Source organism: Phenylobacterium sp. (assembly GCF_030681155.1).
GTDB lineage: Bacteria > Pseudomonadota > Alphaproteobacteria > Caulobacterales > Caulobacteraceae > Phenylobacterium.
Genome location: NZ_JAUXXE010000017.1, coordinates 55,878 through 67,135, shown reverse-complemented (window position 1 = coordinate 67,135; position 11,258 = coordinate 55,878). Strand labels below are relative to the sequence as shown.

At 64.5% G+C, this 11,258-nt stretch carries 16 protein-coding genes; 7 read left to right on the top strand and 9 right to left on the bottom strand.

The genetic code is table 11. From position 1 onward, the window contains the following. The 3 genes from rpsD to Q8M13_RS03320 form a co-directional block, all read left to right on the top strand. On the top strand, positions 1 to 315 hold a 315-nt coding region (rpsD, locus tag Q8M13_RS03330), incomplete at its 5' end, for a 30S ribosomal protein S4 (RefSeq protein WP_305298203.1). Between the two features lie 88 nt (positions 316 to 403). Continuing rightward, a complete protein-coding gene (locus Q8M13_RS03325) occupies positions 404 to 775 on the top strand; it encodes a hypothetical protein (protein ID WP_305298202.1) in 372 nt (123 codons plus the stop codon). A 238-nt stretch (positions 776 to 1,013) separates the two neighbouring features. Further along, positions 1,014 to 1,775 (top strand): outer membrane protein, encoded by a 762-nt coding sequence (locus Q8M13_RS03320; RefSeq protein ID WP_305298201.1) that lies wholly within the window; start codon positions 1,014 to 1,016, stop codon positions 1,773 to 1,775. A gap of 37 nt (positions 1,776 to 1,812) precedes the next feature. Here Q8M13_RS03320 and Q8M13_RS03315 read toward each other — a convergent pair whose 3' ends face one another. From Q8M13_RS03315 to Q8M13_RS03285, 7 genes are all read right to left on the bottom strand, one after another. Then, positions 1,813 to 2,196 carry a DUF1801 domain-containing protein gene (locus tag Q8M13_RS03315; protein ID WP_305298199.1) on the bottom strand — a complete coding sequence of 128 codons (384 nt, stop codon included), beginning with the start codon at positions 2,194 to 2,196 and terminating at the stop codon, positions 1,813 to 1,815. Continuing rightward, positions 2,196 to 2,924 carry an N-acyl homoserine lactonase family protein gene (locus Q8M13_RS03310; RefSeq protein ID WP_305298198.1) on the bottom strand — a complete coding sequence of 243 codons (729 nt, stop codon included), beginning with the start codon at positions 2,922 to 2,924 and terminating at the stop codon, positions 2,196 to 2,198. Before Q8M13_RS03310 ends, Q8M13_RS03315 begins: the two co-directional genes overlap by 1 nt. Before the next feature lie 70 nt (positions 2,925 to 2,994). Further along, positions 2,995 to 3,414, bottom strand: a complete 420-nt coding sequence (locus Q8M13_RS03305; RefSeq protein ID WP_305298197.1) for a thioesterase family protein — start codon at positions 3,412 to 3,414, stop codon at positions 2,995 to 2,997. Further along, positions 3,411 to 3,755, bottom strand: coding sequence for a Grx4 family monothiol glutaredoxin (gene grxD, locus Q8M13_RS03300; RefSeq protein WP_305298196.1), 345 nt, complete (start codon positions 3,753 to 3,755; stop codon positions 3,411 to 3,413). The genes Q8M13_RS03305 and grxD overlap by 4 nt, the downstream gene beginning before the upstream one ends. A gap of 74 nt (positions 3,756 to 3,829) precedes the next feature. Beyond that, positions 3,830 to 4,729 (bottom strand): aldo/keto reductase, encoded by a 900-nt coding sequence (locus Q8M13_RS03295; protein WP_305298195.1) that lies wholly within the window; start codon positions 4,727 to 4,729, stop codon positions 3,830 to 3,832. A 9-nt stretch (positions 4,730 to 4,738) separates the two neighbouring features. Then, entirely contained in the window at positions 4,739 to 4,972 is a 234-nt protein-coding gene (locus Q8M13_RS03290) for a BolA family transcriptional regulator (protein WP_305298194.1), read from the bottom strand. 120 nt (positions 4,973 to 5,092) lie between these two features. Next, on the bottom strand, positions 5,093 to 5,503 hold the full coding sequence (locus Q8M13_RS03285) for a VOC family protein (RefSeq protein ID WP_305298193.1): 411 nt from the start codon (positions 5,501 to 5,503) through the stop codon (positions 5,093 to 5,095). Between the two features lie 96 nt (positions 5,504 to 5,599). Here Q8M13_RS03285 and Q8M13_RS03280 point away from each other — a divergent pair, with 96 nt between their 5' ends. Continuing rightward, a complete protein-coding gene (locus Q8M13_RS03280) occupies positions 5,600 to 6,184 on the top strand; it encodes a pyridoxamine 5'-phosphate oxidase family protein (RefSeq protein WP_305298192.1) in 585 nt (194 codons plus the stop codon). A 31-nt stretch (positions 6,185 to 6,215) separates the two neighbouring features. Here Q8M13_RS03280 and Q8M13_RS03275 read toward each other — a convergent pair whose 3' ends face one another. Next, entirely contained in the window at positions 6,216 to 7,448 is a 1,233-nt protein-coding gene (locus Q8M13_RS03275) for a serine hydrolase (RefSeq protein ID WP_305298191.1), read from the bottom strand. Positions 7,449 to 7,551: 103 nt separating this feature from the next. Here Q8M13_RS03275 and Q8M13_RS03270 point away from each other — a divergent pair, with 103 nt between their 5' ends. Beyond that, positions 7,552 to 8,532 carry an amidohydrolase gene (locus tag Q8M13_RS03270; protein ID WP_305298190.1) on the top strand — a complete coding sequence of 327 codons (981 nt, stop codon included), beginning with the start codon at positions 7,552 to 7,554 and terminating at the stop codon, positions 8,530 to 8,532. Between the two features lie 69 nt (positions 8,533 to 8,601). Beyond that, positions 8,602 to 9,081: a CinA family protein gene (locus tag Q8M13_RS03265; RefSeq protein WP_305298189.1), complete on the top strand. Its 480-nt coding sequence runs from the start codon at positions 8,602 to 8,604 to the stop codon at positions 9,079 to 9,081. Here Q8M13_RS03265 and Q8M13_RS03260 read toward each other — a convergent pair. Beyond that, complete coding sequence (locus tag Q8M13_RS03260; RefSeq protein ID WP_305298187.1) at positions 9,078 to 9,806, bottom strand: DsbA family protein; 729 nt, start codon at positions 9,804 to 9,806, stop codon at positions 9,078 to 9,080. The two genes, Q8M13_RS03265 and Q8M13_RS03260, sit on opposite strands and share 4 nt — an antisense overlap. Before the next feature lie 327 nt (positions 9,807 to 10,133). On the opposite strand from Q8M13_RS03260, the gene Q8M13_RS03255 reads away from it, so the two are divergent. Next, entirely contained in the window at positions 10,134 to 10,799 is a 666-nt protein-coding gene (locus Q8M13_RS03255) for a CAP domain-containing protein (RefSeq protein WP_305298185.1), read from the top strand. The last annotated feature ends 459 nt before the right edge of the window (positions 10,800 to 11,258 follow it).

Below are 11,258 nucleotides of genomic sequence, written 5' to 3'. Positions count from 1 at the left end.
CGCGCCAAGTTCGTGCCGACCGTCTTCGCCGCCCGTCAGTTCGTGAACCACGGCCACGTGCTGGTGAACGGCAAGCGCGTCAACATCGCCTCCTACCGCGTGAAGGCCGGCGACATCGTCTCCGTCCGTGAGCGTTCGAAGAACATGGCCCTGGTGCTCGAAGCCCTGCAATCGGGCGAACGCGACACCCCGGACTACGTCGAAGTCGACGCCAAGGCGATGACCGCGAAGTTCATCCGCGCCCCTGAATTCTCCGAGGTCCCGTACCCGGTGAAGATGGAGCCCAGCCTGGTTATCGAATTCTACGCGTCCTAACCGGCGCACCGAACACCAGAGATTTTGCGAAGGCCCCGGAGCGATCCGGGGCCTTTTGCTTTGCGCGATTGTGTGGCCGAGTGAGCCGATGAATCGACGCTTGCTGCTCATGGCCGGCCTGGCGCTGCTGGCCGGTTGCGCCACCCCCCCGTCCCCGGTCCTGACAACGGCGCAGGCCGCTCATCCCGAGTTGGAGGCGGTCTATTCGGCGGTGGCGGGGCGCGAGGCCCTGACGCTGGAGGTGTCCTCCGGCGGCTGTACGGAAAAGGCCGACTTCGTCTTCTATGTCGAACGGAGCGGCGAGATCGCGACGCTTTCCTTCGCCCGCAAGCGGCTCGACACATGCCGGTCCTTGGTCGCGGCGAAGAAAGCGATGAGCTTTACATGGGCGGAGCTCGGTCTTGAGCCGCACCGCCCAGTCTTCTTGCTCAATCCGTTGACGGCCTGGGTCGGGCTGTAGCGCCAAGCTAGGCCGGCTCCTCCAAGGCCCTGAGAGCGCTCTAGGGTATCAACCCGATATGGGCCGCGCGTCGCTGCGATGCGAAGTTCCGCGCGGTGTTGGTCTGGATTGCAACGCGCCGCCCGTCATTAGCGAGCACGTGTCGCGCGGCCGCAAACCACCCCTCCGCCGCGGCAGTCTGTGACTGGTCGCGTGGCAACTGCGGGCGCTCCCTCGCCCGCCAAAATTGGCGAGTACCATGTCTCTCAAAATCATCCTTATGACGGCTGGCTGCGCCGGCTTGCTGGCTCCGGCTTCGGCGCTGGCTCAAGACTATGACTGGACGGGCTTCTATGTCGGCGCCAACGCCGGCGCGAGCTGGGGCGACACCTCGCTCCATAGCCGGGTCGAGCCGGGCGGCGGGATCGTGATCATCCCCCCGGCCGAACGCGACCTCATCAACGCCGACCTAGCGAGCGACGATAACGAGACCGGCTTCACCGGCGGCTTGCAGGCCGGATACAATTTCCAATCTGGAAGCTGGGTGTTTGGTCTTGAGACCGATGTCGGCTGGATGGACATCGGACAGAGCCGCTCCAAGACCTATCAATCGCCGGTGCTGATCAGCCCTCCGGTCACGCTCACCGTCCGGCAGGAGGTCAGCACTGACTGGGTCTGGACCCTGCGCCCGCGCATTGGCTACGCCAGCGGCCCTTACATGATCTACGGCACCGCCGGTCTGGCGGCCTCGCGGATCTCGGTGGACGCCAGTTTCGCCGACAGCCGGCTTCCGCCGAATGCGGGGAACTTTAGCGAGAGCGATTCCAAGTTCGGTTGGACCGCCGGCATCGGCGGCGCCTATGCCTTCAACGAGAACTGGTCGGTGCGCGGCGAGTGGCTCTACACCGACTTCGGCACGGTCAGGAACACCTGGGTGACGCCCAACGGCTACGCCGCTTTCACGACCGAAGCCGATACGCGCGCCAACCTTCTGCGGGTCGGCGTGGACTACAAATTCTGATTGCGCAGGGCCGGCTAGGGCGCGGGCCCTGGCCGGCCTAGGCGCGAGCGGTCGGGTCGCCGAGTTCCAGGTTTAGCCGGCGAGCCGCCGCCGCCAGCCGCTGGACCGTCTCGCCTTCGATGGCGTCGCGCTCGCGCAGCACGATCGGGCCCATCTCGTACCTACCGCCCGTTGCGATGCGGGGTTCCAGCTCGGTCAGCCGGCGGCCGCGCCAGAAGCCCAGCAGCACGCGCTTGTCCTCGGCCCGGATCAGCATCGCTGGGCCGTTCGCGAAATAGACCAGGTGGCCCCACTTGACCGTCTCGTCGAACGCCGCGCCAGCTCGCACCGCCGCCCGGAGCTGCGCCACGCAGCGCGCTTGCCAGCCGCCAAGGACCGCGACATAGGCGCCGGGGTTGGCGGCGGGCGTCTCCTTGCGCACTAGAGGCGGCTCAGAGGGCTGACCCGTATGGCGCTGCCTCTGGGAATGTTGTCGAGGAAGCTTTCGTCGTGGCCCGGGACGATGAAGTTTCCGTCCGCGCGCATCTGCACCAGGCGGCGCTTTGTCTCCAAGTACTGAGCCTTGTCGAATGGGTAGGGCTGGTCGGTATCCTCGCGGTCGAGCGACCGGCAGAAGTAGCAGGCGTCGCCGGCCAGGATGTCGGCGCCGCCTTCGCGCCAGACCCGCACCGATTGGTGGCCGCAGGTGTGGCCGGGTGTGGCGAACACTTCGGCCGAACCATCGCCGAACAGGTCGAGGCTGTCGTCGGTCCGCACCAGGTCGTGGCCGGTGTCGAGCTCTCGCAGGTCTTCCTTTTGATGGATGAAGATCCTGGCGTTGGGAACGAGCGCTATGCCGCCGATGTGGTCGTAGTGCGAATGGGACGCGACAATTCCCTCGACCCTGGCCGGATCGAAGCCGGCGGCGAGCACACGCGCCGCCACGTCGTGGCCTTCCGGCAGTTCATTGCGGAATACCTTCGAGACGGTTTGATCGTGGTGGCTGGGAGCGAGGCCAGCATCGAACAGCATCGTCCGCCCGCTGGGGTGCGTGATCAGATAGGCGTAGACCGGCAGGGTCAAGTCGCCCACGCCGTCCACCTCCAGGGCGTTGGCGGGCGCTCGGATCGTTCCGCAGCGCAGAGGCAGGATTTGCGTCGTCGAGCCCAAGGTGATCCTCCTGCCGGCAACTTCGCGGGAGGACAGGATCGACCCATCGTCGGGCGGGGTCCAGGCGTTGTTAGACGAACCGGGCGACGATCTCGGGGGTGACGCGTTTGGGCCGCCCGGTGGCTTGCTCGATCATGCACCAGACTGTGCGGGCCTGGGCGCACATGGCGCCGTCCGGTCCGTCGATGCGTACGAACCGGTCGAAGCGCGGGCCTTCGGGGGCTTCGGCCACCCAGGTTCGGGCGGTCGCCGTCTCGCCGGGCATCAGGGCCCGGCGATAGTCGATCTCGTGGCGCAGGACGATCCACGCCCATTTCGACTGTTCTTCAGCCGGCTGGCGGGCGTCCCAGTGTGAAGTGGCCATGTCCTGGATCCAGCGGACATAGACCACATTGTTCACATGGCCGTTCGCATCGATGTCCGACGCGGCCGGCGTGAACTCACGACTGAAGACTTGGCGCCCGGCCGGCGGCTCGAGCAGCCGACTCACGCAGTCAGAAGGCCTTGCTCAACCAGCAGGGTCTTCAGTTCACCCGACTGGAACATCTCGCGGATGATGTCGGCGCCGCCGACGAATTCGCCCTTCACGTAGAGCTGCGGGATAGTCGGCCAGTCGCTGTAGGTCTTGATGCCTTCGCGGATGGCGTCGTTCTGCAGGACGTCCACGCCCACGAAGTCCGCGCCCAGGTGGTCGAGGATCTGCACGACCACGCCGGAGAAACCGCAGCGGGGTTCTTCGGGGACGCCCTTCATGAACAGCACGACCGGATTTTCGGTCACGGCGTTGGCGATGAAGTCGTGGACGGGGTTGGTGGTCGCGGTGTCGGTCATGACTGTGGCCTTTGCGGCGAAGAATTCAGCCCAGAGCTAGGGAGCCGGCGCCTCCGGGTCAAGCGCTGGTCGATTCAGGCGCGGCGCTCGGCCGCGACCTGGCCGAACCTGGCCATCTCGATCTGGGCCGATACGCTGGTGGGTAGATCCTTGTCGCAGACCGCGGCCAGACGCTCCACAGCGTCGGCGCGCCACGCCTCGACCTGCACAGTGGCGAAGGCCGGCTCGGTGAGGGCGTAGGCGAGGCAGATGTCTTCGTTCGTCCACCCGGCGGTGTCTTGAAGGAAGCCGTACCCACCCATGGCGGCCAGCGGCTCAGGTCGGCGAATGCCCAGCAGGCCGCGTCGCGGGGCGCGTTCGCCTTCAGCGCGCGCGGGACCAGGCAAGCTGGTGGGAAAGGGATCGCAGGCCAGCAATGTCATGTTGGCGGCCGAGGCGTCGCGAATGCGTCGGCGCGCCTGCCAGTCGGAAACCAGGCTGAACGGGGTGACCAGAACGTCGAACAGGTCGTTGCTGATGCAGTCGTCGATGACGGGGCCGTCGCCGACCACGCCGATTTGCAGGCAGACGCCGCTGTTCTTCAGGTCGGCGAGATAGGTGCGGGCGTCGGGCGTCAGGGTCTCGACCGCGGCCTCGTCCATCATCAGGACGTCCAGATAGCCGGCACGGGTTCTTTGCAGGCCGCCGCGCACGCTTTCGGCGATATCGCGGGCGGTCATCTTGCCGGCCACCGTTCCGCGCAGCCGCCAGCCGAGGAAGATCAACCGGCGCTCGACGGCGGAGAGGGCCTCTCCGACGCCCATGGCCAGCACGTCGGAGCCAGCGGTCAGCTCGAAGCTGTTGACGCCGTTCTCCATCGCCGAGAAGGCCAGGGCGCGCCATGCGGCGGGCGAGTTCATGTTCGGCGCTTCGCGCAACAACAGGCTGATGGCGGAGACCGCCTTACCCGTTGCGCCGAAGGGTCGATAGCGCATGAGGCGCTCTTAGGCCGGAGCTGAAGTTTCGAGCGCCAGGGCGTGCAGTTCGCCGCCGACCTTGCCCTTGAGCGCCGCGTAGACCAGTTGATGCTGCTTTACGCGCGAAAGGCCGCTGAAGGCGGTGGAGACGATACGAGCCCGAGAGTGGTCGCCGTCGCCGGCCAGATCGTCGATGGCGATCTGCGCATCCGGAAACGCTTCGCGAAGGTTCGCCTCGAGGTCGGCGATGGGCATCGGCATGTGAAGAACTCCACTCGAAGAAATTTGTGATCCATAAACCTTAACAACCGCTGGATCAGTGACCCGTTCGATGGGCGAAGCCGCTGGTGAAGGCAAGCGAGCAAAGCCCCCCGCGCGGCCTCAGGGATCGATCGGCGGCGCGATCTCGTCGTAGCCGCCATTCAGGAATTCGATCAGGCAGAAGCCGTTGCCGAAGGGGTCCGCCAACACCGCGATCTTGCCCCAGACATGAGTTCGGGGCTCGGCGTCGGCGATGGCCCCTGCGCCGAGCGCCCTCTCGAGCGCGGCCTCCAGATCATCGACCACGATGTCGAGGTGGACCGGTGTCCAGTGCCGGCCATAGCGGCGCAGGTCTTGGGCAGCGCCAACCGAACCTTCCGGCTTTTCCAATAGGTAGAGCTTGGTGGGCAGGCCCGACAGTTCCAGTCCATCAGAGCCGAACCGGCGGCTGACGGTCAGGCCCAAAGCCTGAGTGTAGAACGCCTCGGCCCGGGCCAGATTCGGCACGTCGATATTGACCAATAAGTCCATGGCGCCAGCCTAATGCAGATCAGGACGGCGGCTGCCGCAAAAACGCAGTTCTCCCACCCACCGCTGCGCTAAGCTCACGGCTCAAAGGGAGCGGTCATGTCGATGTATCATGAAGGCCAGCGTGGCCTGCAGGACGAGTTCGCGAGCCGCGCGCTGGCCGACCGCCTTGAGCAGACCTTGCGGCACGATCTCTTCACCGACCGGGATGCGGCCTTCATCGGCGCGCAGAGCTTCTTCTTCCTGGCGACCGCCGACGATCAGGGGCGCCCGGACTGTTCCTTCAAGGGCGGGCCGGTCGGGTTCGTGCGGGTGACCGCGCCAGATGCGCTGGTCTTCCCTGACTACGATGGCAACGGCATGTTCAAGAGCTTGGGCAACCTAGTGGTCAATCCGCAGGTCGGGCTGCTGTTCATGAGCACCGGCGAGAAGCCTCAGCGTCTGCGGGTCAACGGAACGGCGCAGGTGCTGCGGGACGATCCGTTGATGTCCGAGTTCCCCGGCGCGCACCTGCTGATCAAGGTGACCCCGCGCGACATCTTCCCCAACTGCCCGCGCTATATTCCGACGTTGGTCGTTGAGACGCCTTCGGTCTATGCGCCGGAGGCGGGGAAGTCGGCGATCGAGCCCGATTGGAAGGCGTTTCCGATCTTCGCCGACGTGGTTCCTCCGCGCCGGACCTGATCGCGAGACCAGGTCCGGCCGGAGGAGCGCCTTAGTCGACGATCGCCGAATAGATCAGGCTCTTGAGCTGACCGCGGAAGTTGAATGTGCCCGACGGCATGAGCTGGGTCATGAAGGCCATGGTCAGGTCTTCCTTCGGATCGACCAGGAAGATGGTCGAGGCCGCTCCGCCCCAATAGTAGTCGCCCACGCCGAGCGATCCTGTCGACACCTCGTCCATGGTGGAGGCGAAGCCGAGACCGAAGCCCACGCCTTCATTCGACGTTTCCGAGAAGGAGCCGATCGCCAGCTGGGTCAGGTCCTTGCCGCCGGCGAGATGGTTCATGTGCATCATGGCCAGGGTGCGCGGGCCGATGACGCGGTGACCGTCCAGTTCGCCGCCACGGCGCAGCATCTCGCAGAACTTCATGTAGTCGGCGATGGTGCCGGTCAGGCCGCCGCCGCCCGACTTGAAGGCCGGGTCCTTGGTGAAATCGCTGGTGGCCGGATCGTCGATCAGCTTCAGCTTCTTGTCCGGGCCGCGCTGATAGTTGGCGCAGAAGCGGTCGATCTTGTCGGGCGCGACGAAGAACGAGGTGTCGTTCATGCCGAGCGGGCCGAAGATCTCGTCCTGGAGATATTCGGCGAAAGGCTTGCCCGAGATGATTTCCACCAGGGCGCCGCAGATGTCTGTGGACAGCGAATACATCCATCGCTCGCCCGGCTGGTAGAGCAGGGGAACCTGGGCGAGCTTGTCGAGGAAGCCTTCCATGGTGTCGGCGGTGCCCGAGCTGCGGATCTTCAGCTCGCGATAAATCTTGTCGACCGGGTGTTGGATGCCGACGCCGGGCAGGCCGCCGCCATAGGTGAAGCCGCCAGTGTGGCTAAGCACGTCACGGAACGAGACCGGGCGCTTGGGCGCCTCGGTGACCATCTCTTCGCCCTCGCCCGAAACCCACACGCGGTGGTTTTTCCAGGACGGGACGTAGCGGCTGATCGGATCGTTGAGCTGGAAGTAGCCCTTTTCGTACAGGGTCATCAGCGCGACCGAGGTGATCGGCTTGGTCATCGAATAGATGCGGAAGATGGCGTCGTCGGCCATCGGTTTGTTCCGCTCCAGGTCCATGGACCCGAAGGACTTCTGATAGGCGAGGTGGCCGTGCCGAGCGACGGCGACCTGGCAGCCCATGATCTTCTGCGAGGCGATGTAGTTACGCTCGATGTGGTCGGTAATGCGCTCCAGACGGCCGGCGTCGAGCCCGGTCCACTGAGATTGGGCGTCCATGAAAATATCCTCCCGGAAAATGGCGGTCTTTGTAATTGGCGGGCATCATGAGCCGCCAGGGGGGCTTGCGCCAAGAGATTCCTGAGCGGCCGGAGGAGGGCGGATGCACAACGTCGAGGCGATCCTGGAGCCAGATCTCCCGATCTGCGATCCGCACCACCACCTGTGGGACTATCCGACCAGCCGGTACATGATTGAGGAACTGAACGCCGACGCCGGGTCGGGCCATCGCATCGAGAGCACGGTCTTCGTCGAGTGCAACTCGTTCTACCGCGCAGACGGTCCCCGGGGCCTCGCGCCGGTAGGTGAGACCGAGGTCGTGAACGGCGTTGCGGCCATGTCGGCCAGCGGCAGGTTTGGCGAGATGCGAGCCTGCGCTGGGATCGTCGGGTTCGCCGATCTCAGCCTGGGGACCGATGTCGCGCCAGTGCTGGAAGCTCACATTCGCGCCGGTGGCGACCGGTTCCGCGGCGTGCGCCACGCCGGAGCCTGGGACGCCAGCGAGGCGGTCCGTAACGCTCATACCAATCCGCCCCACGGACTCTACGGTTCTGCGGCGTTCCGTGAGGGATACGCGCGGCTGGCCGACCATGGCCTGTCGTTCGAAGCCTGGCAGTTCCACCCCCAGCTTCCTGAGGTGACCGATCTGGCGCGCGCCTTTCCCGAGACGGCGCTGGTGCTCGACCATGTCGGGGGGCCGCTTGGGATCGGTCCCTATGAAGGCCGTCGTGCCGAGGTCTTTGCAGTCTGGAAAGCCGACCTGGCCGAACTGGCCAAGAGTCCGAACGTGGTGGTCAAGCTAGGCGGGCTTGGCATGGCGATCTGCGGGTTCGGCTTCCATAAGCGCGAGACCCCCGCGAGTTCCGAAGACCTGGCGCAGGCGTGGCGCCCCTATATCGAGACCTGCATCGAACTGTTCGGACCTGAGCGCTGCATGTTCGAGAGCAACTTCCCGGTGGACCAGGTCTCCTGCGACTACCGCACCCTCTGGAACGCCTTGAAGCGCTTGGCGGCCGGCGCGTCGGCGGGCGAGAAGGCGTTGCTGTTCCGCGATGTCGCAAGGCGGACCTACCGCCTAACGTGAGAGCGCATGGACACCGCACGGTCCGCACCGCAAGGTCGCCCGAGATGTTGTGGACGATGGAGTAGTGAAATGCAGGCCCTGATGGCGCAGGCCGAGGTGTTGGGACAGCGGTTGAAGGATCGCAAGGAGACCGTTGCGGTCGCCGAGAGCTCATCAGGCGGGTTGATTTCGGCGGCGTTGCTCGGTGTGCCGGGGGCCTCGGCCTACTACCTCGGCGGCGGGGTGATCTACACGCCCAAGGCGCGGGTGCTGTTGATGGACATTCCGCGCGAGGCGCTGAACGGGGTGCGCTCGGCCAGCGAGCCCTACGCCCTGCTGCTGGCGCGGACAGCGCGGGAGCGGTTCGGCGCGACCTGGGGCCTATCGGAAACTGGCGCGGCGGGGCCGACCGGCAACGGGTACGGCGACGCGGCCGGGCACACCTGCGTGGCGATCGCCGGGCCGGTGGATTTCGCGATGACCATCGAGACTGGGCAGAGCGACCGCCTGGAGAACATGCGGGCCTTCGCCGCCGCCGCGCTGCAGCTGCTGACTAAGGTGACCGACTAGCGGTGGGCGGGCGTGCTCGCGAGCGCTTCATAGGATGCGCTCCGAGCGCGCTTGATCGCCTGGTCGAGCTTGTCCATGTCGGCGCCCTGGATAACCTGACCGGCGACCAGGAAGGTCGGCGTCCCGGTGATGTTGATCTCTTGGGCCAGGGCGCGGGTGTCCTGGATGTGCTTGGCGATGGCCGGATCGCCCGCCGCAGCCCGCACCGCCTGGGGATTGAGACCGAGGCTGCTGATCACGGTATCGAGCCGTGGCTCGGTGAGCTTCTTCTGGCTCATCAGCCCGCGATAGAGTTCCAGCCCCTTGCTCTGGCCCTGAGGCGTTAACGCCACCTTGGCCGCGGAGTCGGAGACGCTGCCGAACACCGGGTGTTCCTTGAAGACCACGCGGACATCAGGGGTGTTGGCGATCAGTTTCAACACCTCTGGTGCGATGGCCTGACAATAGGTGCAGCGGTAGTCGTAGAATTGGACGACGGTGATCGCGCCGTTCGGGTTGGCGACAAAATCCCGTGGGTCGCGCTCCAGGCGAGCCTGTGCATTCTTCAACACGCTCGCGGACGCCGCAGCCTGTTTTTGCCTCAGCTTGATGGCCGCTTCTTGGATCACCTCCGGGTGGGCCAGGAGATACTCGCGCATCTGCTTTTCGAAGGCCTTGTCTTCCTGGCGACTGCATCCGGCGACCAGGAGCAGGCAGGCAAGACCAGCGACTATTCGGGCAATCATCGTTTGCGGAGCGGTAAGGGGCATGTCGGTCAGGAAAGATCACCGAAGCGGTCGTCGGGGAAGCGAAAAGTGCGTGACCTCAAGCCCGACCGCAGCGCTCGATGCTTGGCGAGATTTGGCTGTAGGGTGAAATTAATGATAAAATAGATCTCTGTCGTGATTTGGAACAGCAAATAGAGAAGTATGTTGAATTCTATTCTGATATATATTCGATTTTGATGGAAAATTATTCGTAATTTAACTGTATCCATCAACCAATAAACTTAAGTTCGCTTATACGCACAAGTCGCACGATGCGTCTGTCAAATCATCTGACAGGCGGGCGAGTTGCAGTTTCGGTTTCCAGCATATTTGGGCCTGTTGGCCGGTCTCGCGCTCAGCCTGTCCGCGCCTGCGGCGGCCGTCGCTGGCCCGATGGAGGATGCGATCCTCGCCGAGATCAATTTCGCGCGTGCCCATCCGCAGGAATATGCGCGTCGGTTGATGTTGCAGCCGGTCACCGACTGGGGGCGCGCCCTGCAAGCCGGTGGGCAGCCGAGCGATCCTGAAGCCTTGGCTGAAGCCGTCGATGCGCTGTTGCGCCAAACCCCTTTGCCGCCCCTCGAACCTGACGACATTCTGGCCACAGCGGCGCTTGAGCATGTCGAGAGCCAGGGCGCGGCCGGCCACGTGGGCCACAACAGCCCTGACGGCGAACGTTTCTATGAGCGGCTTCGGCGTCATGGCGCGGAACCCAGCGCCATTCTGGCCGAGAACATCGCCTATGGCCCGCCGACCGCCGCCGATACGGTGCGTGAACTCATCATCGACAGCGGCGTGCCGAGCCGCGGACACCGCCGCAACATTTTCCACAACGGCTTCGAGGTCGTCGGCGTCAGCTGCGGTCCCCACAGGGACTACGCGACAATGTGCGTGATGGACTTCGGAGGCTCGACTGGCGCTAGGTACGCCTCCCAAAAGCGCCACGAACGAGCGGGTCAAGCCGCCGAATAGCACTTGGATCCTCGCGCGGATCATTTTGCTACACAGCTTAGGGTTCGGGAGAATCGCGAAACCCGCTCCGGCTGCAGGTGTCCGCCGATCGTGGGCATTTCGATACATTCTAGCGGGAGAATTCGCCGTAGCGGCGAATATTTCGCCTACCAATACAATTGTTTACAGATTGTGTCCGGCCCAGCGGTTCTCCTGGCGCCGATGTTGCTTTAAATGACATCCTAACTCGGGCGGCGTCCGTATAAATCTCGTCTTCCTGGCGGCTACTCCACCACTCTTTGGTGTGCCCGCCCCGGATGAACGTATTTGTATATGTATTCCACCGGTCACTTTCGTAGTGCTTGGGAAAGAGCAATGGCTTTTTCGAAATACGTTGTGTTGGGCGCGCTGTTGGGGATGACAACTGTCGGACCCGCTGCGGCCGAAGACTGTTTCCCGAAGGTTCGGGCGTTCGAGGCC

Excerpts from the sequence above, each read along its gene's own strand:
- Q8M13_RS03325 (WP_305298202.1), top strand. The coding sequence starts at position 404 with ATGAATCGACGCTTGCTGCTCATGGCCGGCCTGGCGCTGCTGGCCGGT.
- Q8M13_RS03320 (WP_305298201.1), top strand. The coding sequence starts at position 1,014 with ATGTCTCTCAAAATCATCCTTATGACGGCTGGCTGCGCCGGCTTGCTG.
- grxD (WP_305298196.1), bottom strand. The coding sequence starts at position 3,755 with ATGACCGACACCGCGACCACCAACCCCGTCCACGACTTCATCGCCAAC.
- Q8M13_RS03295 (WP_305298195.1), bottom strand. The coding sequence starts at position 4,729 with ATGCGCTATCGACCCTTCGGCGCAACGGGTAAGGCGGTCTCCGCCATC.
- Q8M13_RS03290 (WP_305298194.1), bottom strand. The coding sequence starts at position 4,972 with ATGCCGATGCCCATCGCCGACCTCGAGGCGAACCTTCGCGAAGCGTTT.
- Q8M13_RS03285 (WP_305298193.1), bottom strand. The coding sequence starts at position 5,503 with ATGGACTTATTGGTCAATATCGACGTGCCGAATCTGGCCCGGGCCGAG.
- Q8M13_RS03280 (WP_305298192.1), top strand. The coding sequence starts at position 5,600 with ATGTCGATGTATCATGAAGGCCAGCGTGGCCTGCAGGACGAGTTCGCG.
- Q8M13_RS03275 (WP_305298191.1), bottom strand. The coding sequence starts at position 7,448 with ATGGACGCCCAATCTCAGTGGACCGGGCTCGACGCCGGCCGTCTGGAG.
- Q8M13_RS03270 (WP_305298190.1), top strand. The coding sequence starts at position 7,552 with ATGCACAACGTCGAGGCGATCCTGGAGCCAGATCTCCCGATCTGCGAT.
- Q8M13_RS03265 (WP_305298189.1), top strand. The coding sequence starts at position 8,602 with ATGCAGGCCCTGATGGCGCAGGCCGAGGTGTTGGGACAGCGGTTGAAG.
- Q8M13_RS03260 (WP_305298187.1), bottom strand. The coding sequence starts at position 9,806 with ATGATTGCCCGAATAGTCGCTGGTCTTGCCTGCCTGCTCCTGGTCGCC.